Here is a 24,635-nt window from a genome sequence, read left to right on the forward strand (position 1 = left end):
GATTATTTTGCTGTCAGAACAGCGGCTTAGTGGATGAGCGCGGCCCGGCTGCGAGCTTGTTCACGTCGAAGTTATCGACGTCGATAAGCAGCTCGCAGAACGCGCGTGCGCCGTGATCGAGCAGGCGCTCGCCCTTCTCCGCGGAAGCCTTGGTCGCATCGCCGACCGCGCCGCTTGCGTGCAGGTCTTGCGTTTGCCAGGCGAAAGGCGCGGGCCGTTGCGTCGATAGCCAGCGGTGATCCTTTTCGATCGCGATGCTGGCGGGATGAAAATCCGAGATCGCGCCCCTAAGCACCGTCTGCGGATAGCGCGCCAGCATGATCGAGGTCTCGACCGCGCCGCCATGAATGCCGTGACGCACTTCTTCCGCATCGAACAGCTTTTCCGCCGCGCTCAGCCGCGACCAGCTTGTGGTGACCACCAGCATCTCGTGTTGCGCACGCAGATCCTGCGCGACCAGGCTCATCGCGGCGCTGTTGCCACCATGGCTCGTGACCATCACCAGCTTTTTGACGCCTGCGCGCGCCACGCTGTCGCCGAGCGTCGTCCACGTCTTCAATGCGACATCGGCCGGCAGCGTCAGCGTGCCAGGAAAGTCGATATGCTCGGTGGAAATGCCAACCGGCTGCAGCGGCAGGAAGGTGGCGGGGAGGCCCACGGGCAACAGCTCGCGCACAAGGGCCAGATAGGCTTCGGCGATCATGACGTCGGTGCCGAGGGGCAGATGTGGCCCGTGTTGCTCGGTCGCCGCGAGCGGCAATACCGCGATCCAGCGCGCCGGATCGGTGCCAGCGATCTCCGGCCAGCGGATTTCGGTCCAGTCGCGGGGTGGAACAGTCGAAGTCATTTCTCTGCCAAGCGTTCCTTTGCGCGGATTTGCGAGGTAATTTGCCGGCCCTGCCGCGGGCGCATTCGGCGTCCATCACCCATCATGGGCCATAACCAGCGACGGAGTCCAACCATGAAGCGGGCCTTTTTGCTGCGAGCGTTAACCATAGCCGTGTGCGCCCTGGTTGCGGCCTTTGCGCCTGCAAAGGCCCAGACCCTGGACAAGGTTTCGTTCGGCACCAACTGGGTCGCGGAGGCCGAGCATGGCGGCTTCTTCCAGGCGGTGGCCGACGGCACCTACAACAAATACGGCCTCGACGTCACCATCGTTCCCGGCGGTCCCAACAACAACAATCGCATCCTCCTGATCGCCGGCAAGATCGATTTCTTCATGAGTGCGAACTCGCTGCAATCCTTCGACGCGGTCACCAACAACGTGCCGCTGGTCGCCGTCGCCGCGATGTTCCAGAAGGATCCGCAGGTGCTGTTGACCCATCCTGACATCAAGGCAACCAAGCTCGAGGATCTGAAACCGCTGACGCTGCTCGTCTCCAAGGAGGGTATGACGACCTACTTCCAGTGGCTCAAATCCGAATACGGATTCAGCGAGAGCAAGGTGAAGCCGTACACCTTCAACCCGCAGCCCTTCATCGTCGACAAGAAAAGCGCGATGCAGGGCTATGTCACCTCGGAGCCGTTCGCGGTGGAGAAGGCCGCAAGCTTCAAGCCCGGTATCTTCCTGCTCGCCGATTACGGCTTCAACACCTATTCGACCCTGATCGAGACCCGCCGCGACATGGTCGAGAAGAAGCCCGATCTCGTGCAGCGCTTCGTCGACGCCTCCATCATCGGCTGGTACAACTATCTCTACGGCGACAATGCCGCTGCGAATGCCATGATCAAGAAGCTCAATCCGGAAATGACTGACGAACTGCTCAGCTATTCCATCGACAAGATGAAGGAATACGGCATCGTCGATTCCGGCGACTCCCTGAAGAACGGCATCGGCGCCATGACCGACGAACGGATGGCGAGCTTCTTCGACAAGATGGTGCGGGCCGGCGTCGTTCGCTCCGATATCGACTTCCGCCAGGCCTATACGCTGCGCTTCGTCAACAAGGGCGTTGGGCTCGACCTGCGACCGAAGAACTGAGCGCGAAGATTGCTTCCGTGATGGCCGAGCCAGCCCCGAGCGAACTGGACGCCGGCTCCTCGCTTGCGGTGAGCCTGCGTGGGGTCACGAAGGTTTATGACAGCGGCGTCGCGGCGCTCGGCCCGCTCGATCTCGAGGTCAAGCGGGGAGAATTCGTGACGCTGGTCGGGCCGTCGGGTTGTGGCAAATCCACCGCGCTGCGGCTGATCGCCGGCCTTGCGGCGCCGACCGCCGGCACCGTCAGCGTCTCGCATCTCGCGGCGGAAGTACGCGGCCATCACTCGATCGGCTTCGTGTTCCAGGAGCCGACCCTGATGCCGTGGGCGAGCGTGCGCGACAATGTCCGCCTGCCGCTGAAGCTTGCCCATGCGCCGACGAGCGAGGCGGATGCGCGCATCGACGAGGCGTTGGCGCAGGTCGGGCTCGCCGAATTCGCACACGCCTATCCGCGCGAACTGTCCGGCGGCATGAAGATGCGCGTCTCGTTGGCCAGGGCGCTGGTCACCGATCCCGATATTCTGCTGATGGACGAGCCGTTCGCGGCGCTGGACGAGATCACGCGTTTCCGCCTCAACAACGATCTGCTCGCGCTCTGGCGCAAGCTGCACAAGACCGTGATCTTCGTCACCCATTCGGTGTTCGAGTCGGTGTATCTCTCGCAGCGCGTGATCGTGATGACGGCGCGGCCGGGGCGGATCGGCGCGGAGTTTCGCATCAGCGCGACCGAGCCGCGTAGCGAGGAATTCCGCACCTCCGCCGAATATGCCGGCTTCTGCCGTCAGGTTTCGGGCGCGCTGGCGCCGGCCTATGCGGGACAGGCCGGCGCATGAAGTCCTCGCTGCATGCGGTCCGCCTGCTATTGCCGGTCGTCGTCTTCGCGGCTGCCATCCTGCTGTGGGAAGCGATCGTTCGCGTCAACAATATCCAGCCCTATGTGCTGCCGGGGCCGGTGGCGGTGTTCCAGACACTGATTGGCGACTGGCCGGTGCTGTCGCAATCGCTGGGCGTCACGCTGCTGACCACGCTCGAAGGTTTCGTGGCGGCCGCAATCGGCGGCATCGCGCTGGCGCTGTTGTTCAACCAATCGAAATGGCTGGAATATTCGCTGTTCCCCTATGCGGTGATCCTGCAGGTCACGCCGGTGATTGCGATCGCGCCACTGCTTCTGATCTATCTGCAGCAACAGAGCGCGGTGGTGGTCTGCGCCTGGATCGTCGCCTTCTTTCCGGTCCTGTCCAACACCACGCTCGGGCTCAATTCGGTCGACCGCAACCTCGCCGGATTGTTCCAGCTCTACGGCGCGACGCGGCTGCAGACGTTATGCTTTCTGAAACTGCCCGCGGCGTTGCCGTTCATCCTCGGGGGGTTAAGGATCGCGGGCGGTCTGTCGCTGATCGGCGCCGTCGTCGCCGAGATCGCGGCCGGCACCGCGGGCGCAGGCTCCGGTCTCGCGTTCCGCATTGCCGAGTCCGGCTATCGTCTCAACATTCCACGTATGTTCGCGGCGTTGTTCCTGCTCTCGGTCGCCGGGATTGTCATCTATGGGGTGCTGGCGCTAATTTCGCACCTGGTACTGCGGCGCTGGCACGAGAGCGCGCTTGGAAAGGAAAGCTGATGGCTGCAACTATCTCTTCTGACAAGATCGACCTTTTGGTTTACGGGCCGATCCGTCCCATTCTGCAGAATGGCTTTCCCGATCAGTTCATCCTGCACACTGCGGAAAACCGCGCCGATCTCGAACGCTTGACGCCGGAGACCAAGGCCAGGATCCGCGGCATGGCCGTGACCTATCACACCGTGTCGACCGACAGGACCGTGCTGGCGCAATTCCCGAAGCTCGAACTCGTCGCGAGCTTCGGCGTCGGCTACGACCATGTCGAATCCGCCTATGCGCGTGAGCACAACATCATCGTTACCAACACGCCCGACGTCCTGACCGAGGAGGTCGCCGACGTCGCCATGGGCCTCCTGATCGCGACCCTGCGCGAATTCATCAAGGCCGACCGCTATGTGCGCTCCGGCCTCTGGCAGACGCAGAACTATCCCTTGAGCGTCGGCTCGCTGCGCGACCGCAAGGTCGGCATCGTCGGCATGGGGCGGATCGGGCAGGCGATCGGCCGCAGGCTCGAGGCTTCGCTCGTTCCCGTCGTCTATCATTCGCGCAATCCCGCGGCCGGCGTGTCCTACCAGCACTATCCCGACCTGATCGAGATGGCGAAGGCGGTGGATACGCTTGTCGTGATCGTGCCCGGCGGCGCCTCCACTGCGAAAATGATCAATGCCGAGGTGTTGAAGGCGCTCGGCCCGCGCGGCGTGGTGATCAACGTCGCGCGAGGTTCGGTCGTGGATGAGCCGGCGCTGATCGCGGCCTTGAAATCGGGGACCATCCTGGCCGCCGGTCTCGACGTGTTCGCCACCGAGCCGAACGTGCCGGACGAGCTGAAGTCGATGCAGAATGTCGTGGTGCTGCCACATATCGGTTCGGCTTCCGTGGTAACGCGCAATGCCATGGACCAGCTCGTGGTCGACAATCTCAAGAGTTGGTTCGCCGGCAAGCCGCCGCTCACGCCGGTTGCGGAGACCCCGGTAAAGGGACGTTGATCAGGGATCGTCGATGTCAGTCCGCCGTTTCAGCGTCGTGGCCGTGCTGCTGGCAATTGCCGGCGGCGCTGGACCTGCGTCGTCCCAGGATGCCTCGTCGCTGAAACAGGAAATGATCGGGCAGTGGGAGCTTGCCACCACTGAGCGCAGCAAGACCTGCGTCGTGACGCTAAAGGGCGATGCCACGGCGCAAGGCCTCAAGCTCGAGCTCGAGCCTTCCTGTCCGGCGGCGCTGCCCTTCACCATGGACATCGCCGCCTGGAACATCAAGGGCCTCGACATCGTGCGGCTGCAGAATGCGGCCGGCGAACCGGTGATCGATTTCACCGAGGTCGAGAGCGGCATCTTCGAGGGGCACCGGACCGGCGAGGGCGTCTACATCCTGCAAAACCTCGCCGCGGCCCGCGCGCTCGCCAAATCGATGGACCAGATGATCGGAGACTGGTCCATGGTGCGCGGCAACGGACAGGCGATCTGCGGCCTGACGCTGACCAACACCGAAGCCGGCCAGGACAATTTCCAGGTCTTCCTGAAGCCGAAATGCGAACCGGCGGTGACGGCATTCGCGCCGACGGTTTGGCGGCTCGATCACGGCCAGATGCTGTTGATGTCCGAGAAGGGCGAGACCTGGCAATTCGAGGCTGATGACAATGCGCAGTGGCGCAAGGTCCCCGACACCGCCGACCCCCTGATCATGCTGCGTGATCAGTAGCGGCACCGCAGGGCGTGACGACTCTTGTTTGACTCGGCGTGACCGCCGTTGTTCACCTCTCCCACAGGGAGAGGTCGGCGCGCAGCGCCGGACGAAGGGTTACGGTCCCTCGATGGGGTTCATCCCCCTCACCCGGATCGCATCTTGCGATGCGATCCGACCTCTCCCCAATGGGGAGAGGTAAGGCACCTCCGACGTGGTACCAACTCGCCTGATCTCGCGATCCGCGCCCGTGGCGATCCGCTACTATCAGCCGATGGCGGCGGCCTCGTTGGCGGCGCGCTGCATGCTCGACGACATCTCGCCGGTGACGACGCTCTGCTCCTCGACTGCGGCCGCGGTCGACGTCACATATTCTCCCACCGCCTCGATCGAGCGGCGGACCGTGCCCAGCGCGGTGACCACGTCAGCGGAAATGCCATTGAGCGAGTCGATCTCGACGCCGATCTTGTCGGTCGCCTGCTTGGCCTGGTTGGCGAGGTTCTTGACCTCGGCGGCGACCACCGCAAAGCCACGGCCGGCCTCGCCGGCGCGCGCCGACTCGATCGTCGCGTTCAGCGCCAGCAGATTGATCTGGCCGGTGATGTCGCCGATCATTTGCAGGATGCCGCTCATCGAGGCCGCAGCGGCGGTCAGCCGTTGCGCCTGGTGGTCGGCGGATTGCACATGATCGGTGGCCGCCGCAGCCGTTTCCTTCGACTTGACCATCGCCTCAGAGATCTCTCGCACCGAGGCATTCAACTCCTCGGCCCCGGCCGCGACCTGCTCCATCATGCCGCGGACGCGCTCGCTCTTCAGCCGCGCGATAACCTGCGCGGTGACGTCGGAGGCATATTTGACGACTTTGAACGGCCTGCCGTTGAGATCCATGATCGGATTGTAGGAGGCCTGGATCCAGACATCACGCCCGCCGGCGCCGATGCGGCGAAATTCACCGGCCTGGTATTCGCCGCGATTCAGCGCGGCCCAGAATTCCCGATAGGCAGGCAGGTCGCACTCGGCCGGATCGACGAACATGCTGTGGTGACGGCCCTGGATGTCGTGCAGCGTGTAGCCCAGGGCTTTCAGGAAATTCGCATTCGCCGTTTTTACCGTGCCGTCCATCGCGAATTCGATCACGGCCTGGGACTTGTCGATGGCCGCGATCTGGCCGGCAAAATCAGCATTGCGCAGCTTCTGCTCGGTCACGTCGGTTGCGAATTTGACCACCTTGAACGGCTTGCCATTTTCATCAAATACTGGATTGTAGGACGCCAGAATCCACACCTCCTTGCCACCCTTGCCGATCCGCTTGAATTCGCCAGCCTCGAACTCTCCGCGATTCAGCTTCTGCCAGAACTCCCGATAATTCGGGCTATCGCGGAACGAGGCCTCGACAAACATGCTATGGTGCTTGCCCTGGATCTCGGCCAGCGAATAGCCGAGCGCGCGCAGGAAATTCTCATTGGCGGTGATGACGCTGCCGTCGAGATTGAATTCGATCACCGCCTGGACGCGGCCGATCGCAATGGTCTGCGCGCGGAAGTCCAGGTTCTGCAGCCGGACCGATGCATCGAACCATTCCACGGCGAAGCCCGAGCGCTGTTCGTTGTCGGTCCCGAGCGGCGTTACCACGAGATCGAAGGCGCGCCCACCGAACCTGATGGTCGCCCGATGCGGCGACTTCAACTGCCCCAGCACTTGGCGCTGATGGGCGGGATTCTTGTGAAAGACGTCGATGCTGCTGCCGATCAGTTTGGCGACCGAGAAGCCCGGAAGCTCCTTGCGGATGTCGGCTTCCGCGTCGGTGAGCAGCCTGGTCACCGCACGATTCATGTAGGTGATGGTCAGTGACGCATCTGCGATCATCAGGTTGGCAGTGATGACGTCGGCGGCAGTCTTGGCAATGTCACCGGCACGCGATTTCCGGCTTCCAAACATGTCTGGGTTCCTGCGTTGGCGGGCCAGGCGACGCAATTGTCGATCTGGTATTCATGATCGGCGAATCAAACTTCCAAATGTCACCAGAAGCTTCTCAGCATGGTGTGAACGGTCCCTTAAATATCCCGCTACCGGTGACAAAATTGCCGAGCTCCGATATTGCGTCGCGGCCGAACACGCAAAACCGCGTGCTCGGCGCTTTCTTCGAGCAGTTCTTCACCCGCTCTCACCTGTCCTTGTGCTGGGACGAGGAACGCCCTTGGCGTGTGCGGCGTTGGCTGTTCATGTCTCGATCCGGCTTCTTCGGACCAGGAGCGCGCTATGGCGACGACCGTGCTTGCAATTGGCATCGATCCCGCATTCGCGGACTTCAGCGCCTTTCCGCAGCTCACGCCGGAACTCATCAGGAACTATATCGACGCGCAGATCGATCAGTTGCGCAGCCACGGCTATGAGGCGGACGCCTGCCTAGTCGATCTCGGCGATACCGCCGAGCAGGTGGTGGCCATGGCGCTCGAGTCGAAGCGGTTCGACTGCGTTGTCATTGGCGCCGGCCTGCGCGAGCCCGCCGAGCAACTGCTGCTGTTCGAGAAGATCATCAACCTCGTGCACCGGCTGGCACCGGAGGCCTCCATCTGCTTCAACGCGTCGCCTGCGGACACGATGGATGCGGTGCGGCGTTGGGTCGGGCCGTAACTCTTCGGCGATGCGAACGATCCGAGTGTTTCTCTCTCGAAGCTCCGCACACAATCACGACACTGATGTACCCCGACCGGGGAATCTCGTCAGGGCGCCGAGGGATGGAGTCTGTCGATGTAGTCGGTTACCTCCTTGTATGTGACCGGCTTGGCAAGGCTTTTCATCGGCGGCTCGCCACCTTTGCGAACCTCCAGGCTTTTTCCGTCACGAGCGTGCGTGACCTGATAGCCGCGATACAACCAGGTTTTGCCTTCGGTCCAAGTCGGTCGTTCTTGCATCGGATCATCACTCCCTGACTGATCGGTTAACCTCTGGGGCCGGCGGTTAGTCTCTCAACAATCGAACGTGGTGTCACGGCGCCATCGCAATCGCACTAGATTGTGAACGTCGATTAATGAACGCTCGAGTAGTCGTTCGATACCAAGCTTTGCAGACGACGATTTATTGCAGTCACGTTTCCCACAGCAAAGATGCTAGCAAATGGCACCAAATCCGATCGTTATCGAAAACCAGAACACCGGCACCCCTCAAGCAGTATGGGACCTCAGCGGTCCGGCAGCCACCAATATCGAAGGCTTCGCCACCAGCATCAGCGTCAATAGTGGAAGCCAGATCGGCTTCAAGATCAATACTGATTCGACGAACTACCGGATCGACATCTATCGCCTTGGCTATTACGGCGGCGCCGGCGCTCGTTTCGTAACGTCCATTCAGCAGAACACCGCGTCGATCCAGCCGTCGCAACCGGACGGTGATCCGTCGATCGGTCTGTACGATGCCGCCAACTGGAACGTCACCGTCACGTGGACCGTCCCCGCGACGGCGGTCTCCGGCGTGTATATCGCAAAGCTTGTCCGTCAGGACACGACAGCCGGCGAAAGCCATATTACCTTTGTCGTCCGCAATGACGGTGTGGCGCGGGACATCGTCTTCAAGACCTGCGACACCACATGGCATGCCTATAACGGCTGGGGCGGTGCAAGCCTGTACGGAGGAAATGCGACGCAGAGTGGTGACGGGCGCGCTTTCAAAGTCAGCTACAACCGGCCCTTCGGTACACGTGACGGCATTGGGCTATATGCTGGCCCGCAGGATTTCGTGTTCAGCGCGGAATATGCAGCAATTCGCTGGCTCGAGCGAAACGGATACGATGTGACCTACATCTCAACCGTCGACGCGGGGCCGGGCAACATCCCGCTGACGAACTACAAGGTGTTCATGTCGGTCGGACACGATGAATATTGGTCCGGCGATCTCCGGACCAATGTAGAGGCCGCACGTGATGCGGGCGTGCATCTCATCTTCATGAGCGGCAACGAGGTTTACTGGAAAACGCGATGGGAAGCGGATGCGAACGGCACGGCGAACCGCATTCTCGTCTGCTACAAGGAAACCCACGCCGCCGCAAAAATCGACCCGACGCCGGAGTGGACCGGCACCTGGCGCGATCCGAGCTTCAGCCCTCCGTCCGATGGAGGACGTCCTGAAAATGCGCTGACCGGCACCATCTTCCAGGTGGATTCATTTCGCGGCGACACGATCACGATCCCCTCGGACCTCGCACAGTTCAGATTCTGGCGGAATACTGCGGTGCAAGCCGGTCAGACCAACTCTCTGGCAATCGGTATGCTTGGCTACGAATGGGACGAAGCGCCTGACAACGGCTTCCGGCCGGGCGGATTGATTGCGTTGTCATCGACGGTCCTTCCGGTGGACACCTATCTGCTCGATTATGGCAACACCACCGGCGCCCGAACTGCGACACATAATCTCGTCCTGTATCGCGCATCGAGCGGGGCAATCGTGTTCGGTACGGGAACGGTCTTCCTGTCTTTTGGCCTCGACACGACGCACGACTACTGCAATCTTGGCAGTGTGGGGCCGACGCCCGAGGATCCCAACGTACAGCAGGCCATGGTGAACGTGTTTGCGGACATGGGCGTGCAGCCGCAAACCCTGCAGACCAACCTCGTTGCCGCCAGCGCATCAACGGATCACACGCCACCGGTCTCGACGATCTCTACTCCCGCTTCAGGTGCAAGCCTTGTCCAGCAGCAAGCGGTGACGATTTCGGGCACCGCCAGCGATGTCGGCGGGCTGGTTGCGGTCGTCGAGGTCTCGACCGACGGCGGAACGACCTGGCACCCGGCCACAGGCACCACGAACTGGACATACACGTGGTGGCCACTGCAGCCGGGCACGTTTACCATCAAGTCCCGTGCTGTCGACGACAGCCTCAATATGGAGACACCCGCTGCCGGTGTAACCGTAAGCGTTATACCTGGAGCGGTCGTGAGCCTTTTCACGCCTGCTGATGCGCCGTTTGTGGTACTCGCCAACGATCCCTTGGCAATAGAGCTTGGTATCCGAGTGCAGATCAGCTCTGCCGGCACTGTCAGCGGTATCCGTTTCTACAAGGAGCCGCTCAACACCGGCCCGCACGTCGGCAATTTCTGGAGCGCCGACGGAACGTTGCTTGCAACCGCGGCCTTCTCCGGCGAAACGTCGAGCGGCTGGCAGCAGGTCAATTTTTCTACTCCGGTCACTGTCACTGCCGGCGCCACATATGTTGCGTCGTACCACACCGCTACGGGCCTCTATTCGGCGGACTTGAACTACTTTCTCAATACGCGGAGCGCGGGTCCGCTGCGCGCACCGGCCGCCGGCGCCAATGGTGTATTTGCCTATGGATCGACGAGCATTTTTCCCGCGAGCTCAAATCTGAAAGGCAATTACTGGGTCGATCTGGTATTCAACCGCGCTGGTGGAACCGGGAATCTTCCACCCATCGCGAATGACGTCGGAGGCTTTATCACCCCTCCGAACTCCGTCCTGTCCATTCCGGCCGCCTCGATCCTGGCTAATGATACGGATCCAAATGGCTACACACTATCCATCTCAAGCGTCAGCAGCCCGGTCAATGGAACTGTAAGCTACGATGCAACAACGCAAGTCGTTAGCTTCACGCCGACGACCGGTTACCTTGGGACAGCCAGTTTCATTTATACAATCACCAACGGCCATGGCGGCACCGCCTCCGCGACCGTATCGCTGACCGTGAGTGCCGGCACCGTCAGCCTGTTCGGTCCATCGACGACACCGGCAACGATCACAGTCAGCGACGCCAACCCGGTCGAACTCGGGGTCAAGTTCGAGACATCCGTTGCCGGCCAGGTCCTCGGAATTCTTTTCTACAAGGGTCCGCAAAACACAGGCACGCATGTCGTCAATCTGTGGACCTCGACGGGTACCCTGCTGGCCAGTGCAACATCCAGCAACGAAACCGCGAGTGGTTGGCAGACCGTGGGTCTGACCACACCGGTGACCTTGACCGCCAATACGATCTATGTCGCTTCCTATCACACCAACGGCTTCTATTCTGTGGACGGGAACTACTTCGCCACCGACCATACCAGTGGGCCGCTGACGGCCCCCAACAGCGCCGGCAGCAACGGCAATGGAGTCTTCTCCTACGGCGCCAGCGGCAGCTTCCCAACCAGCAGTTTCGACGCAAGCAACTATTGGGTCGATGTCCTTTTCAACCCGAGTGGCAGCGGAGACCTACCTCCCGTTGCGAACAACGACAGCGGATTTACGACGCTCCAGAATACAGTCCTTGCCATTCCGGCCGCTACGATTCTGGCCAATGACTCGGATCCCAACGGCTTTGCCCTCTCGATCTCGAGCGTCAGCGCCCCGACCAACGGAACCGTCAGCTACAATGCAACGACGCAGGTGGTCAATTTCACGCCGACCAGCGGCTACCTCGGAGCGGCGAGCTTCACATACACAATCACCAACGGCCACGGAGGGACCGCCTCGGCAACCGTCTCACTGACTGTTATCCCATCCGCTGCCATCAGCCTCTTCACCGCCACGACCACCCCGGCAAACATCACGGTCAACGATTCCAATGCGGTCGAACTCGGGGTCAAGTTCGAGACGTCGGCCGGCGGCCTCGTCTTTGCGATTCTCTTTTACAAAGGGCCGCAGAACACTGGTCCGCATATCGTCAACCTATGGACCGAGACCGGGACCCTGCTAGCCAGCGCGACATCCAGCAACGAGACTCCCGGCGGCTGGCAAACTGTCAATCTCGCTACACCGGTGGCTTTGACCGCCAACACGATCTACGTCGCTTCTTATCACTGCAACGGCTTTTACTCGGCGGACTCCAACTATTTCGCCGCCGACCATGTCAACGGCGCACTTACGGCGCCGGCCAGCGCGAGCAGCGGAGGCAATGGTGTCTATGTCTACGGCACCAGCAGCAGCTTCCCGACAAATACCTTCGGCGCCAATAACTACTGGGTCGACGTCTTGTTCGTCGTCGGCGCTGGGCCGTAAGGGTGACAAGCGGGAAATGTAAAGTGAACCGGCCGCTGGTTCAACCGATGGTACCAAGTTCTAAGCCGAGGACGCCGCGATCAAGCCCCTCTTGATCGCGGCGTCCTCGCTGCTGAAGATGGCCATCGCCGTGAGCATGTGCCGGAAACCGAGTTTCTCATAGAACGCCTCGGTGCCGGGATTGGCGTACAGGATGATCTTCCTGTGGCCGCGCGACAGATCCCGCAATCGCGTCGCGATCTCCTTGCCGAGGCCTCGCCCCTGAAAATGCGGATGGACCGCGATGTCGCAAATGTAGGAGCAATCGACACCGTCAGCGACGGCACGTCCGGCGCCGGCCAGGACGCCCTCCTCGAACGCGAAGCATTTGTACATGCTGTTTCCGAACGCGCGCTTCAGGTCCTCCGGCTTCTTGTCGCCGAGCGGAGCGATTCGATAGAGCTCCGACAGCGTATTCCAGTCGATCCGGTCCTGGTCGGATGTCCATTCCATGTCGTCACTCCTTTTCAAGAACCCAGCCGCGCGCCATCGCTGGCGCGTGTGGAGCGTATTTCCCACCGCGACGGCCAACGATCATTTAATCAACGCGATCGCATCGCGGAAATGCGGATGTTCGGCCGTTTGAAGCCATTCGAATACGACCATTTCGGTTGTGACGATCTCGGCGCCATGCCTCTCCATGCGGCGGATCGCAGTCTCCTTGTTCTCCTGATAACGCGACCCGAGCGCGTCGCGCATCACGTAAACCTTTCGACCGGCATCGAGCAGGCCGAGCACCGTCTGCTGGACGCAGACGTGAGCCTCACAGCCGGCGGCGACGATCTGCCGGTCGGCGGGTATGCTGTCCAGGAAGCCGCTTTCCCGGCAGGCGTCGAAGAACTGTTTGTGCACCAGACGGCCTCTGTCCACTGGCAGGTCCTCGATGGTCGGCCCGAGCCCCCTGGCGTTTTGCTCGGTGAACACCATCGGCACGCTGACGAGGGATGCCATCTCAACAAGGCGGCGGGCGTTTCTGACCGCGGCAGCACCCTGATCGATCGCCGGCATCAGGCGGGATTGGAAATCGACGATGAGGAGAAGGGACCGTTTCGGATCGACAGTCAGCATGGGTTCACTCCGCAGCCAGGTGAGCGATCCTTTCCCGGATGTAGGCATCCATCAAGTCCGGAGCCGAGGCTCCAAACATTCGGATGCGGCCGGTATGGAGCAGCAAGAGCAGGCCCGCAGCGTGCGCAAAGCAGTCGACCATCAGAAGATTTGCCTTCTGTCGCGAGGCGCCTAGCTCCTCCGCAGCCTCAGCTATAGGACGCAGCGCGGCCTCGAGGGCCGCATTAAGTTCAACGTCGCGGTCGTGGCCGAGGCCTGCAGGCTTCATGCCGCCGCGAAACAGGTAGAAGCCGAGATCCAGATCACGGGGATTTTCCGCGTAGAATCGGAAGAACGACATCGCCGCCGCCTTCAACTTCTGCTGCGGACTCCTGGACTTCGCGACCGCCTGATCGACGGCAGTGCCCAAGGAGGCGAGGGATGCCCTCAACACCTCGGCATAAATCTCCTCTTTGGACTCGAAGTGGAAGTACAGCGCGGCCGGAGTGTAGCCCGCCCGAGTGGCGATCGCTCGCAAGCTTGCGCCTTCCAGTCCTTCGTCAGCGAATACCTGCTTCGCGGCATCCAGGATGAGTTCCCGCTTATGGCCGCTGACCGCCTGCCGACGACTCTCTCGCTTTTCGACCATGCCCCCGGATCCTTCTTGACTCCATTCTAACAGTGTTCAATATTCTAACAGCGTTAGATAAATTGAACAAGAGTCGGAGGAGTGCCATGTTGATGACGGCTGCCGATTATCGGGAATCGCTCAGGGCCTACAAACCGCGGGTGTTCGTGAACGGTCATGCCGTGCAGAGCGTCGCCGATGAGCCGTTGCTCGCGCCGGGCGTCGCCGGCGTCGGTGTCACCTACGATTTCGCGCACCGCAGGGAACATGTCCCGATCATGACGGCGCGGCAGGGTACATCCGGAAACACCGTAAATCGGATGCTGCACATCAACGAGAGCTCGCAGGACCTGCTCTACAAGCTTGAAGCCGTGCGCCTGGTCTGCAAGACGTCCGGATGCGCGCAGCGCTACCTGACCCATGACGCGCTGAACGGCATCTTTCAGTCGACCAGGCTGACCGACGATCGTCACGGCACCGACTATAGCCAGCGTTTCCTCGCCTACCTGCATGACGTTCAGGACAAGGACCTGACGCTCGGCGTCGCGATGACGGATGCCAAAGGCGATCGCTCCAAACGTCCGGGCAAGCAGCTCAACCCGGACGTCTACGTTCATATCAAGGAGCGGCGCGAGGCCGGCATCGTGATCCGCGGCACCAAGGCCATCGTCACCGGTGCGCCGTACATGCATGAGTTCCTGGTCATGCCGTGCCGGACCCACGTTCCGGAGGATAGCGAATTCGCCGTGTGCTGCGCCGTCCCCTGCGATGCGCCAGGCGTCACCATCGTTGCACGTCCCGCCGGCCGTCCTGGCGAAGCGTCGGCCAAGTTCTCCGGGAAGTACGGCCAGTCTGTCGGCGTCGTGATCTTTGACGACGTTTTCGTCCCGTACGATCGCGTCTTCCTGGCCGGCGAGACCGAGGAAGGCGGCGTGCTCACGACATCCTATGCGACACATCACCGCCACTCCTGCATCGGCGCAAGGGCGGGCTTCGGTGATCTCCTGATCGGCGCAGGCGCGCTGATGATCGAAGCCAACGGGCTCGATGTCGCGCATCACGCCCATATCCGCGAAGCAATGGTCGAGCTCATCACCATCACGGAAGGCTTTTATGCGTGTGGGGTTGCTTCTTCGGTGTACTGCACAAAGGATCCGGCCGGCTCGGTGATGCCGGATGCGGTCTTCGCCAACATTGGCAAGCTGCTGCTCGCGACCAAGATCTACGACATGCACCGTTTGGCGCATTACGTCTCGGGCGGCCTGATCGTCGCTCTGCCCGGCCCGGAGGAAGACCACAATCCGGAGACCAGGGCCTCGCTCTCCGCGGTAATGGGCGGACGCCCGGACATTCCCGCCGCGCAGCGTGCGGAAGTGGCGCGGCTCGTCGAAGACCTGACGGTCTCTCACGAAGCAGGCTGGTACTCCGTCATCTCGCTGCACGGCGGCGGCTCGCCGGAAGCGATGAAGCGCGAGATCTGGCGCAACTATCCAGTCATGGAGAAGATCGCCTTGGTCGAAGGCTTGCTCGACCGTGGCATGCTCGACGAGGGGCGCCGCGTTTCCAGGCAGCCGGGCCGCTGCTGCACAACCGGATGCCAGGTCCCCGAGCCAGCCGGCTCGCAATGAGGGCGCGAACTGAAGGCAGGATCGTGCGTTAAATCAGCCGCATCCCCTTCAAACTCGCATGCCCGTTCTTGCCGACGATGATGTGGTCGTGCACGGAGATGCCGAGCGGTTTGGCGATGTCGACGATCGCTTTGGTCATCTGGATGTCGGCCTGCGAGGGCGTCGGGTCGCCGGAAGGGTGGTTGTGCACCAGGATCAGCGCGGTGGCGGACAGTTCGAGCGCGCGCTTGATCACCTCGCGCGGATAGACCGGCGTGTGGTCGACGGTGCCGATCTGCTGCACCTCATCGGCAATGAGCTGGTTGCGCTTGTCGAGGAACAAGAGGCGAAACTGCTCCTTGTCAGCGAAGGCCATGCTCGAGCGGCAATAGTCGAGCACGTCGTTCCATGACGACAACGCCTTGCGCCGCTTCACCTCGCCCTTGGCGACGCGGCTCGCGGCGGCCGCGATCAGCTTGAGCTGGTTGACCGAGGCTTCGCCGATGCCGTCGACCTCGCGCAGGCGGGCGACGGGGGCATGGATCACCTCGGCAAACGAGCCGAAGCGCCTCAGCAATTCCTTGGCGAGCGGCTTGGTGTCGCGCCGCGGGATCGAGGCAAACAGCGCCATCTCCAGCAGTTCATAGTCGCTGAGCGCGTCGGGCCCGGCGCTATGGAAGCGCTCGCGCAGGCGCTCCCGATGGCCGTGGTAATGCGGCGTCTCGGCGGGCTGGTCGGGGCTGGCAGTTGTCTTGGCGGGCATCGGCGCCAAACATGCCGTGCCGCACGGTTTTTGCAACCATGAAGTGCCGCGGACGCATCGAAGCCTTCGACATGCGCCAGAAGACCGGCAGGTGTTGATCGCTTCCGCGTGATGGGCGGCCAGGAATCGTTGCGATTTGGCGGCGAGCCGGCCACATTGGGGTGGCTGGGGATTTCGTCGATTGCCGGATATCGGGTTATGTCGAATGAATTCCACCCATGAAAAGCACAAGCTCGCATCTCAGCCGAAGCAGCCAGCCCCGCCAGGGGCACGCGGGCTCGAAAGTTACGGCACCTGCGGGCTTCTGGCGTCTTCCACCGATCGGGGCTGGTCGGGCATAACGGCGGAGCTTCGCAGTCACGGCAGTGGCACGATCGCCTGGAAGAGCCCGCAGCCGGACATCGAAATCTGCATCGACGTCCGCGGCAATGGGTCCGTGGTCACGCGCGAGAGGTATGGCATCACCGATCGCAGCGTCTCCGAACGTGGGACGATCTGGGTTTCGCCGCCGGTGGTCGAGCATGGCCTGATCGATTTGTCCGATCCCGTTCCGGCGGTCCTGCACATTTATCTGCCGCCGAGCCGGTTTTCGCCGGAGAGCTTTGGCGAAGGGCTCGCCCCATGCGTTGTGACGTCGCTGCGTCATGAAAGCAGTTTTCGCGATCCGCTTCTGGCCGAGATCGCCTATGCACTCACCTCCGAGCTGGAGCGCGAGACGTCTGCCGGCCGGCTCCTCGCGGAGACGCTGGCCTCGAGTCTGGCCGCAAGATTGGTTCAAAACCATTTCGGCAAGCTATCGCTCGACTTCCTCCCACCCCGCGAGGGACTTGACCGGCGCAGGCTGGCGCGTGTGCTGGATTACATCGAGACGAATTTGGAGGGCGAATTGACGGTCGGCCATCTGGCATCGATCGCGTGCCTGAGCCAGTTTCATTTCGCCCGCGCGTTCAAGGCAGCCGTCGGCCGATCGCCGCATCGTTACGTCAGCGCCCGGCGGCTCGAACGTGCCAAGGAATTGCTGGGACAAAGGGAGCAGCCGCTGGCCGATATCGCGCTCAGGCTCAGATTTTCGTGCCAAGCCAATTTCACCCGCGCGTTCAGGCAGGCAACCGGCCTGACGCCTCTTCAGTACCGCCGCAGCGTCGTGGCCTGATTTGTTACGGATGTAACCGATCTGCGTCTGCTGATCCTGACAGCGGCAAGAAATGACAAAAGGTGAGCAACCGAGGCAAAGCCGCGTCCGGTCGCATGGTGCATCTATCGCTCCGATAAACCCCAAGCAATTGCGAGGAGCGAACATGACATCAGAGCGAAAGGTCGTCATCATCACCGGCGCGTCACGCGGCATTGGCGCGGAATTGCTGAAAGCCTATCGCGAAAACGGCTACCGCGTCGTGGCCACCGCCCGTTCGATCGGCAAGAGCGATGATCCGTCGGTCCTCATGATCGAGGGCGACATTGCGCACCCCGAGACGGCCGAGCGCATCTTTAAGCTGGCGATCGAGCGTTTCGGGCGCATAGATACGCTCGTCAACAATGCCGGCGTGTTCATTGCCAAGCCTTTTACCGAATATTCCGCCGCCGATTTCGCAAAGATGGTCGCGGTCAATCTCGCCGGATTCTTTCATCTGACCCAGAAGGTCGCAGCGAGAATGCTGCAGACGGGTTCTGGCCACATCGTCAACATCACCGCCACGATCGCCGAACAGCCGATGACATCGCTCGCAGCGGGTCTTGCGGCGCTGACCAAGGGCGGGCTCAACGCGATCACGCGCTCGCTCGCGATCGAATATGCGCCCCGGAATATCCGGGTGAATGCCGTTTCGCCGGGCGCGATCAGCACGCCGATGCATTCGCCGGAGGCGCATGGTTTTCTCGCAGCGCTGCAGCCGATCGGTCGGATGGGCACGACGCAGGAGGTCGTCGATGCCGTGATGTATCTGGAGAAGGCAGCCTTCGTCACCGGCGAGATCCTGCATGTCGATGGCGGCTGGTCCGCCGGTCGCGGCTAGGAGATGCGAGATGTGGTCCGACCGTCGTCTGCTTGAATTGTTTGGAATCGGACACCCGATCGTGCTGGCACCGATGGCGGGTTTCGCAACGGTTGAGCTCGCTTCCATCGTCGCCGATGCCGGCGGCCTCGGCTCGATCGGCTGCGCAACCATGGACCCGCAGCGAGCCACCGACGCGATTGCGCAGATGCGGCGGCTGACCAGCAAGCCTGTCAGCCTCAATTTCTTCTGCCACGAGCCGGCGAGGGCTGATGCGGGGCGCGAGCGTGCGTGGCACGAGACGCTGTCAACCTATTATCGCGAGCTCGGAATTGACGATGCGACACCGCCGCCGCGCACCGATCTTGCGCCGTTTGGCAGTGCGATGTGCGAATTCGTCGAGGACGCGAGGCCGGAGGTGGTGAGCTTCCATTTCGGCTTGCCTGCACCGCCATTGCTGGCACGGATCAAGGCGGCAGGCTGCAAGGTGATCTCGTCGGCGACGACGGTTGCGGAAGCGCGCTGGCTGGAAGACCATGGCGCGGATGCAGTCATTGCCCAGGGCTATGAGGCCGGCGGTCACCGGGGCACGTTCCTCGATCTCGACCACACCTGTGCGCTCGCTTCGCAGCTCGGCACCTTCGAGCTGGTGCCGCAGGTCACTGACGCGGTCAGCGTGCCCGTGATCGCCGCCGGCGGCATCGCCGATGGGCGCGGCATCGCCGCCGCTCTTGCCCTCGGTGCCTCCGGAGTCCAGATCGGGACCGCCTTCCTGCTTTGCCCCGAGGCGGCGACGCCGCCGCTGCACCGCGACGCCTTGCGCCAGGCGCGCGAGCTTGGCACCGTGATGACCAACGTGCTCTCCGGCCGGCCGGCGCGCGCCATGGTCAACCGCTTCGTCGCCGAGGTCGGCCCTCTGTCCGACGCTGCACCGGATTTTCCGTTGCCGATGGGCGAGCTGGCACCGCTGCGGGCCGCGGCAGAGCGGAAGGGAAGCCGCGACTTCACCCCGATCTGGGCAGGACAGGGCGCTGCGCTGGCCCGCGAGCTCCCGGCCAAGGCGCTGATGCAGACCTTGGTGAAGGAGGCCGTCGAGCGTCTGAAGCATATCAGGGGCGGCTGAGATCCGCCGCATTGGCATCACGGCGTGCGTCACGCTATGATCGTCCGTCCCTGCCAATGCAAAGAGGTCTCGCCGCGTGACGTCGTTTAGGGCTATTCGGGCGCGGGCCGAGAAGCGCAAGGGCGGCGCGAAAGCGCTGGAGAAGCTGCTGCCGCCGGCGCCGAACGCGAAATCTCTGGCTAAGCTGAAAGACGATCGCGTTCTCGCCGAGATGACGAAGCGGGTGTTCTGTGCCGGCTTTGCCTGGAGCGTGATCGACGCAAAATGGCCGGGCTTCGAGGAGGCCTTCCTCGGTTTCCAGGTGGAGAAGCTCGCCTTCGAGCCGGACGAATTCTGGGAGCGGCTCACGAGCGATGCGCGCATCGTGCGCAACGGCGCCAAGATCATGTCGGTGCGTGACAACGCCCGCTTCGTGCAGGAGATCGCAGCTGAGCACGGCAGCTTCGGCAAATTCTTGGGCGATTGGCCGTCCTCCGACGAAATCGGGCTGTTGAACCTTCTGGTCAAGCGCGGCAGCCGGCTCGGCGGCAATACCGGCCAGATGCTGCTGCGTTTCCTCGGCTGGGACGGCTTTGTCACATCAAGGGATGTCGTCGCCTGCCTGCGCGACGCCGGCCTCGATATCGCGGAAGAGGTGAAGTCGAAAGGCGATCTCGCCAAGGTGCAGGCGCAGTTCAACGCCTGGGCCAAGGAGACCGAGCTGCCTTATGTGCATCTCTCCCGCATCTGCGCGATGTCGATCGGGGAGAATTACGAGCCGGCCGAGCTCACGCGACGCATGGGCGGCGATGAATAGCGTGTGCTCGTTGGATTGTGTTTGCCGGGGGTGCTTCGCCTCTCCCCGACGGGGAGGTGAAGAAGAGTCCGATCACACCACCGTCCACGGCTTCTCGCCGCTGCGCTGCGACAGCGTGAAGATCTCCACGCCATCGGCGGTCACGCCGACCGAATGTTCGAACTGTGCCGACAGCGAGCGGTCGCGCGTCACGGCGGTCCAGCCGTCGGACAGGATCTTCACATGCGGCTTGCCGAGATTGATCATCGGCTCGATGGTGAAGAACATGCCTGGCTTCAACGCCACGCCTTCGCCGGGCCGGCCGACATGGATAATGTTCGGCTCGTCGTGGAACATCCGCCCGAGACCGTGGCCGCAGAAATCGCGCACCACGCTCATGCCTTGCGGCTCGACATAGCTCTGGATCGCATGGCCGATGTCGCCGGTGGTGGCGCCGGGCTTCACCGCGGCGATGCCCCGCATCATCGCCTCATAGGTCACCTCGATCAGCCGCTCGGCTTTGCGCGCGATCGGCCCGACCGCATACATGCGGCTGGAATCGCCATACCAGCCGTCGACGATGAAGGTGACGTCGATATTGACGATGTCGCCTTCCTTCAGTGGGCGGTCGCCCGGCATGCCGTGGCAGACCACATGGTTCAGCGAGGTGCAGGTCGAATAGCGATAGCCGCGATACATCAGCGTCGCCGGATAGGCGCCATGGCTGAAGGCGAACTCGCGCACGAACTGGTCGATCTTGGAGGTCGGGATCCCCGGCTTGACGATGTCGGTGAGCTCATCGAGGCATTTCGACACCAGCGCGCCCGCTTTGCGCATGCCGACAAAGCCGCTTTGTCCGTGCAGCTTGATCTGGCCGGTCTTGCGTAGGGAGGTGTCGGTTGCTTCGATATAGCTCATGTTCGGGTCATTTGGCGGGGTCTGTCGGACGGGCGATAATTCACCTAATTTAATGATCGAGGCGGCCAGCGCAAGCCAAGGTTGGGGCCGAAATGGCCTTTCCTGCCATGGATTTAGCTGGAAGTCTCGATCACGGTCTCGACCGGCAGGGCGCCGCGGACCCGAAGTTCCCGCACCGGATAGGGCACGCGGATGCCCTCGCGCTTGAAGGCGTCCCACAGCGCCAGCATCACGTCGCTTTTGACGTTGTCGAGGCCATCGGGATCGCCAATCCAGAACGTCAGCGAGAATTTCATCCCGGCTTCGGCGAATTCGGTCAGTATGCAGTTTGGCGGCTTGCCCTTCAATGCCCGCGGCGCCGCGGCGGCGATCTCGATGGCGAGCTTGCACACCAGCCGCGGATCGGCCTCGTAATTGGTGCCGAAGGGGATTTTGACCAGCGTGTTCTTGTCGGTATAGGTCCAGTTGACGACCTTCTGCGTCACCAGGTCCTCGTTCGGGATCAGGAATTCGCGGCCGTCGCCGGCGGCTACCGAGATGTAGCGGGTTTTCATCGCGCTGATGCGCCCCGAATTGTCGCCGATGGTGACGAGGTCGCCGGGCTTCACCGACTTGTCAGCGAGCAGGATGATGCCCGAGATGAAGTTGGCGACGATCTTCTGCAGGCCGATACCGATACCGACACCGACCGCGCCGGAGAACACCGCGAGCGCTGACAGGTTGATGCCGACCGCGCTCAGCGCGATGGCGATCGCGACCACCATCAGCCCGATGCGGATGATCTTGATCAGGAGCACCTGGACCGACGGCGTCAGGTCGGTGGCGCGGTTGATGCGGCTCTCGACGAAATTGCTCGCGATGTTGGTGAGCCACAGCGCCAGGATCACCAGCGCGCCGGCTTTGATCAGGAGCAGCGGCGTCAACCGCAGGCCGCCGACCTCGATCGCGACCGAATCCAGCGTCTCGGCCGTCGCATCGAGCTGGCCGATGATGCTGAGCGCCGCGACGATCCAGGCCCCCACCGACACCAGGCGGACGATGAAGGCGTTGCGGATGACCGACGCCACCAGGGAGATGACGAGCCAGGCCAGCGCCAGCTTGGCCGAGACCACGATCAGGTAGCTGCGGCTCGGCCAGGTCGAATGCGCCATGATGATGCGCGTCGCGATCATCAGGAGCGCGAACACCGCGGTCGAGGCGCTGCCGACCAGCACGCGGATGAAATGCCTGAGCGGCAGCGGCAGGTGCGACGCCAGCGAATCCATGTCGACCCGTAGGCGGATCGCGGCGTCGGCCGCATAGGCGATGCCGGCGGCGGCCAGGATGATGCCGAACTGCAGATAGAACCAGGGCGAGGTGACCTCCGCTCCGACCGACCGTGCGGCCATCTGCAGGGTCTCGATGACGTCCTTCAGCTCCATTTCCATCGGCGAAATCTCATGAAGTGCAGATTCAAGCGAATTTGATTCGAACGGTCGGCACGATCCCACAAACGCGACGCGCGGACCATCGCCACAACTGGCGTGCGAGGTGAGGCTGGGCGCAAAACCAGAAGTCTGACGCCATGTTCAGAAAATGGGTTGGCGTCGAACTGTGGCGACGGTAAGGATGCATTGCAACTCTTCTCTTTCCCTACGGCGTATGGCTTCTCTCGATCAGGTCAGCATAGCCATCCTGCTTGGCGCAGTTCTCGTGATGGCCGGCATCCTGTCGAGCCTTTTGGCGCTGCGCTTTGGCGCCCCCCTGCTGCTGGTCTTCCTCCTGATCGGTATGCTCGCGGGCGATGCCGGTCCCGGCCACCTGCAGTTCGACGACGTCCGCACCACCTATCTGGTGGGCTCGGTGGCGCTGGCGCTGATCCTGTTCGATGGCGGACTACGCACGCGCTTCCAAAGCATCCGTGCCGTGCTGGCGCCCTCGATGGTGCTCGCGACCGCCGGCGTGCTGTTGACCGCGCTGATCACGGCGCCGGTGGCCAAATATATGCTCGACCTCTCCTGGACCGAGGCATTGCTGGTCGGGGCCGTGGTGGCCTCGACCGACGCCGCGGCGGTATTTTTGCTGGTCCACACCCAGGGGTTGCGCCTGCGCCCGCGCGTCGGCGCCACGCTGGAGGCCGAAAGCGGCACCAACGATCCCTTCGCGATCTTCCTGACGCTGATGCTGGTGGAATTCATCTCCCTCGGAGAAAGCTCGGCGTCGCACATCGTCCTGGAGTTCGTCCGCGAGGCCGTGCTTGGGGCGATCGTGGGCGTGATCGGCGGCCGGCTGGTCGTGATCGCCATGAACCGCGTCGCTCTGCCGCAGGGCCTGCACGCGCCGTTCGTGACCACGGCGGCGCTCGTGATCTTCGGCGCGGCGCAGATCGCCCATGCCTCCGGCTTCCTCGCCGTCTATCTCGCCGGCATCATCATCGGCAACCGCCCGACGCGCGCGCACAGCTCCGTGGTCGCGTTCCTCGACGCCGCGACCTGGCTCGCGCAGATCGTGATGTTCGTGCTGCTCGGGCTCCTGGTGTCGCCGCACCGCGTGCTCAGCAGCCTGGGTGCTTCGGTCGTGGTGGCGCTGGCGCTGATGCTGCTGGCGCGGCCGCTTGCGGTATTCGCCTGCATGGCGCCGTTCCGCTTCAACTGGCGGGAGAAGGTGTTCATTGCGTGGACCGGGCTGCGCGGTGCGGTTGCGATCTTCCTTGCCTCGATCCCGATGCTGGTGGGCCTGTCGAAGGCCTATCTCTATTTCGATGTCGCCTTTGTCGTCGTCATCATCTCGCTTTTGCTGCAGGGCTGGACCCTGGCGCCGGCGGCGCGTCGGCTGCACGTGGCGCTGCCGCGCGTCGACCGCGGCCCGCGGCGCGTCGAACTGGACCTGCCCGGCCAGCTCGAGCAGCAGCTCGTCGGCTATCCCGTCGGTGCGAAGAGCCTGTTTTTCCGCCGCGGATTGCTGCCGTCCTGGTCGAAGCCGACACTGGTGATCCGCGACGAGAACATTCTCTCCCCCGCCGAGGCCGACCCGATCGCGCCCGGCGACTACCTCTATCTGCTGGCGCCGCCGGAGCGGGCGGAAGCGCTCGACCGCTTCTTCGTCGACATGCCGCCAAGCACCGCGCCGGACCCGCATCTGCTCGGCGACTTCGTGGTCTCCGGCGAGCATACGCTTGGCGAGCTTGCCGAGATCTACGGCGTGACCGTCGATGAGGACCAGAAGAAGCTGACGCTGTCGGATTATTTCGACATCCATCTCGACCGCGCGCCGAAGGAAGGCGCGGAGCTCGCGCTGGACAGCATCGTCCTGGTCGCGCGCAGCCTCGGTGGTGGCAGGGTCAATGTCGTCGGCCTGCGCCTGCCGGAGGAAGAGGAGCCGGTCGTGCCGGCGACCCGGCTGCAGCAGTTCAAGCGGAAGCTCGCCGGGATCTGGACATCGGTCGCAGGCGTCTAAAGTCGCGCCCCGAAAGAGAGCGTAGCCCGGGTGGAGCGCCAGCGTAACC

At 62.7% G+C, this 24,635-nt stretch carries 22 protein-coding genes; 13 read left to right on the forward strand and 9 right to left on the reverse strand.

Annotation, left to right across the window (positions count from 1 at the left end; all coding sequences use genetic code 11):
* Positions 1-13: 13 nt before the first annotated feature.
* Entirely contained in the window at positions 14-847 is an 834-nt protein-coding gene (locus ACZXDY_RS22635; RefSeq protein WP_464347012.1) for a creatininase family protein, read from the reverse strand.
* A gap of 114 nt (positions 848-961) precedes the next feature.
* On the opposite strand from ACZXDY_RS22635, the gene ACZXDY_RS22640 reads away from it, so the two are divergent.
* Genes ACZXDY_RS22640 through ACZXDY_RS22660 form a run of 5 tightly spaced genes read left to right on the forward strand, consistent with a single transcriptional unit; the run spans position 962 to position 5,294 of the window.
* The gene (locus ACZXDY_RS22640; RefSeq protein ID WP_464347013.1) at positions 962-1,981 is read left to right on the forward strand and encodes an ABC transporter substrate-binding protein; all 1,020 of its coding nucleotides are present in this window, start codon (positions 962-964) and stop codon (positions 1,979-1,981) included.
* A gap of 20 nt (positions 1,982-2,001) precedes the next feature.
* Complete coding sequence (locus tag ACZXDY_RS22645; protein ID WP_464347014.1) at positions 2,002-2,811, forward strand: ABC transporter ATP-binding protein; 810 nt, start codon at positions 2,002-2,004, stop codon at positions 2,809-2,811.
* Positions 2,808-3,596 (forward strand): ABC transporter permease, encoded by a 789-nt coding sequence (locus ACZXDY_RS22650; RefSeq protein ID WP_464347015.1) that lies wholly within the window; start codon positions 2,808-2,810, stop codon positions 3,594-3,596. The genes ACZXDY_RS22645 and ACZXDY_RS22650 overlap by 4 nt, the downstream gene beginning before the upstream one ends.
* Positions 3,596-4,582 carry a 2-hydroxyacid dehydrogenase gene (locus tag ACZXDY_RS22655; protein WP_028163367.1) on the forward strand — a complete coding sequence of 329 codons (987 nt, stop codon included), beginning with the start codon at positions 3,596-3,598 and terminating at the stop codon, positions 4,580-4,582. The genes ACZXDY_RS22650 and ACZXDY_RS22655 overlap by 1 nt, the downstream gene beginning before the upstream one ends.
* Before the next feature lie 13 nt (positions 4,583-4,595).
* Entirely contained in the window at positions 4,596-5,294 is a 699-nt protein-coding gene (locus tag ACZXDY_RS22660) for an AprI/Inh family metalloprotease inhibitor (protein WP_464347016.1), read from the forward strand.
* Between the two features lie 249 nt (positions 5,295-5,543).
* Here the strand turns inward: ACZXDY_RS22660 and ACZXDY_RS22665 are convergent, their stop codons facing one another.
* On the reverse strand, positions 5,544-7,214 hold the full coding sequence (locus tag ACZXDY_RS22665) for a methyl-accepting chemotaxis protein (RefSeq protein WP_464347017.1): 1,671 nt from the start codon (positions 7,212-7,214) through the stop codon (positions 5,544-5,546).
* 321 nt (positions 7,215-7,535) lie between these two features.
* Here ACZXDY_RS22665 and ACZXDY_RS22670 point away from each other — a divergent pair, with 321 nt between their 5' ends.
* Complete coding sequence (locus ACZXDY_RS22670; protein WP_464347018.1) at positions 7,536-7,910, forward strand: hypothetical protein; 375 nt, start codon at positions 7,536-7,538, stop codon at positions 7,908-7,910.
* 89 nt (positions 7,911-7,999) lie between these two features.
* Here the strand turns inward: ACZXDY_RS22670 and ACZXDY_RS22675 are convergent, their stop codons facing one another.
* Entirely contained in the window at positions 8,000-8,191 is a 192-nt protein-coding gene (locus tag ACZXDY_RS22675; protein ID WP_464347019.1) for a hypothetical protein, read from the reverse strand.
* 202 nt (positions 8,192-8,393) lie between these two features.
* Here ACZXDY_RS22675 and ACZXDY_RS22680 point away from each other — a divergent pair, with 202 nt between their 5' ends.
* On the forward strand, positions 8,394-12,260 hold the full coding sequence (locus ACZXDY_RS22680) for a DUF4082 domain-containing protein (protein WP_464347020.1): 3,867 nt from the start codon (positions 8,394-8,396) through the stop codon (positions 12,258-12,260).
* A gap of 60 nt (positions 12,261-12,320) precedes the next feature.
* Here the strand turns inward: ACZXDY_RS22680 and ACZXDY_RS22685 are convergent, their stop codons facing one another.
* The 3 genes from ACZXDY_RS22685 to ACZXDY_RS22695 all read right to left on the reverse strand — a co-directional run bounded on the left by ACZXDY_RS22685 (position 12,321) and on the right by ACZXDY_RS22695 (position 13,995).
* A complete protein-coding gene (locus ACZXDY_RS22685) occupies positions 12,321-12,752 on the reverse strand; it encodes a GNAT family N-acetyltransferase (protein WP_028163371.1) in 432 nt (143 codons plus the stop codon).
* 81 nt (positions 12,753-12,833) lie between these two features.
* Entirely contained in the window at positions 12,834-13,367 is a 534-nt protein-coding gene (locus tag ACZXDY_RS22690; protein ID WP_464347021.1) for an isochorismatase family protein, read from the reverse strand.
* Between the two features lie 4 nt (positions 13,368-13,371).
* Positions 13,372-13,995 carry a TetR family transcriptional regulator gene (locus ACZXDY_RS22695; RefSeq protein WP_464347022.1) on the reverse strand — a complete coding sequence of 208 codons (624 nt, stop codon included), beginning with the start codon at positions 13,993-13,995 and terminating at the stop codon, positions 13,372-13,374.
* A gap of 86 nt (positions 13,996-14,081) precedes the next feature.
* On the opposite strand from ACZXDY_RS22695, the gene ACZXDY_RS22700 reads away from it, so the two are divergent.
* Positions 14,082-15,602 carry a 4-hydroxyphenylacetate 3-hydroxylase family protein gene (locus tag ACZXDY_RS22700; RefSeq protein WP_464347023.1) on the forward strand — a complete coding sequence of 507 codons (1,521 nt, stop codon included), beginning with the start codon at positions 14,082-14,084 and terminating at the stop codon, positions 15,600-15,602.
* A gap of 28 nt (positions 15,603-15,630) precedes the next feature.
* On the opposite strand, the gene radC is transcribed toward ACZXDY_RS22700, so the two are convergent.
* Entirely contained in the window at positions 15,631-16,344 is a 714-nt protein-coding gene (gene radC, locus ACZXDY_RS22705) for a RadC family protein (protein WP_028163375.1), read from the reverse strand.
* Between the two features lie 205 nt (positions 16,345-16,549).
* Between radC and ACZXDY_RS22710 the strand changes: the two genes are divergently transcribed.
* The 4 genes from ACZXDY_RS22710 to ACZXDY_RS22725 all read left to right on the forward strand — a co-directional run bounded on the left by ACZXDY_RS22710 (position 16,550) and on the right by ACZXDY_RS22725 (position 20,254).
* Complete coding sequence (locus tag ACZXDY_RS22710; protein WP_464347024.1) at positions 16,550-17,497, forward strand: helix-turn-helix domain-containing protein; 948 nt, start codon at positions 16,550-16,552, stop codon at positions 17,495-17,497.
* A gap of 145 nt (positions 17,498-17,642) precedes the next feature.
* The gene (locus ACZXDY_RS22715; RefSeq protein WP_028163376.1) at positions 17,643-18,356 is read left to right on the forward strand and encodes an SDR family NAD(P)-dependent oxidoreductase; all 714 of its coding nucleotides are present in this window, start codon (positions 17,643-17,645) and stop codon (positions 18,354-18,356) included.
* 10 nt (positions 18,357-18,366) lie between these two features.
* Positions 18,367-19,458: an NAD(P)H-dependent flavin oxidoreductase gene (locus ACZXDY_RS22720; RefSeq protein ID WP_464347025.1), complete on the forward strand. Its 1,092-nt coding sequence runs from the start codon at positions 18,367-18,369 to the stop codon at positions 19,456-19,458.
* Between the two features lie 76 nt (positions 19,459-19,534).
* The gene (locus ACZXDY_RS22725) at positions 19,535-20,254 is read left to right on the forward strand and encodes a DNA-3-methyladenine glycosylase I (RefSeq protein WP_035689916.1); all 720 of its coding nucleotides are present in this window, start codon (positions 19,535-19,537) and stop codon (positions 20,252-20,254) included.
* A 72-nt stretch (positions 20,255-20,326) separates the two neighbouring features.
* On the opposite strand, the gene map is transcribed toward ACZXDY_RS22725, so the two are convergent.
* Complete coding sequence (map, locus tag ACZXDY_RS22730; protein ID WP_028163378.1) at positions 20,327-21,151, reverse strand: type I methionyl aminopeptidase; 825 nt, start codon at positions 21,149-21,151, stop codon at positions 20,327-20,329.
* 113 nt (positions 21,152-21,264) lie between these two features.
* Positions 21,265-22,578 carry a mechanosensitive ion channel family protein gene (locus ACZXDY_RS22735; protein ID WP_028163379.1) on the reverse strand — a complete coding sequence of 438 codons (1,314 nt, stop codon included), beginning with the start codon at positions 22,576-22,578 and terminating at the stop codon, positions 21,265-21,267.
* A 214-nt stretch (positions 22,579-22,792) separates the two neighbouring features.
* Between ACZXDY_RS22735 and ACZXDY_RS22740 the strand changes: the two genes are divergently transcribed.
* Positions 22,793-24,586 carry a potassium/proton antiporter gene (locus ACZXDY_RS22740; protein ID WP_028163380.1) on the forward strand — a complete coding sequence of 598 codons (1,794 nt, stop codon included), beginning with the start codon at positions 22,793-22,795 and terminating at the stop codon, positions 24,584-24,586.
* Positions 24,587-24,635: the final 49 nt, after the last annotated feature.

The organism is Bradyrhizobium sp. LeoB3 (genome assembly GCF_055456055.1).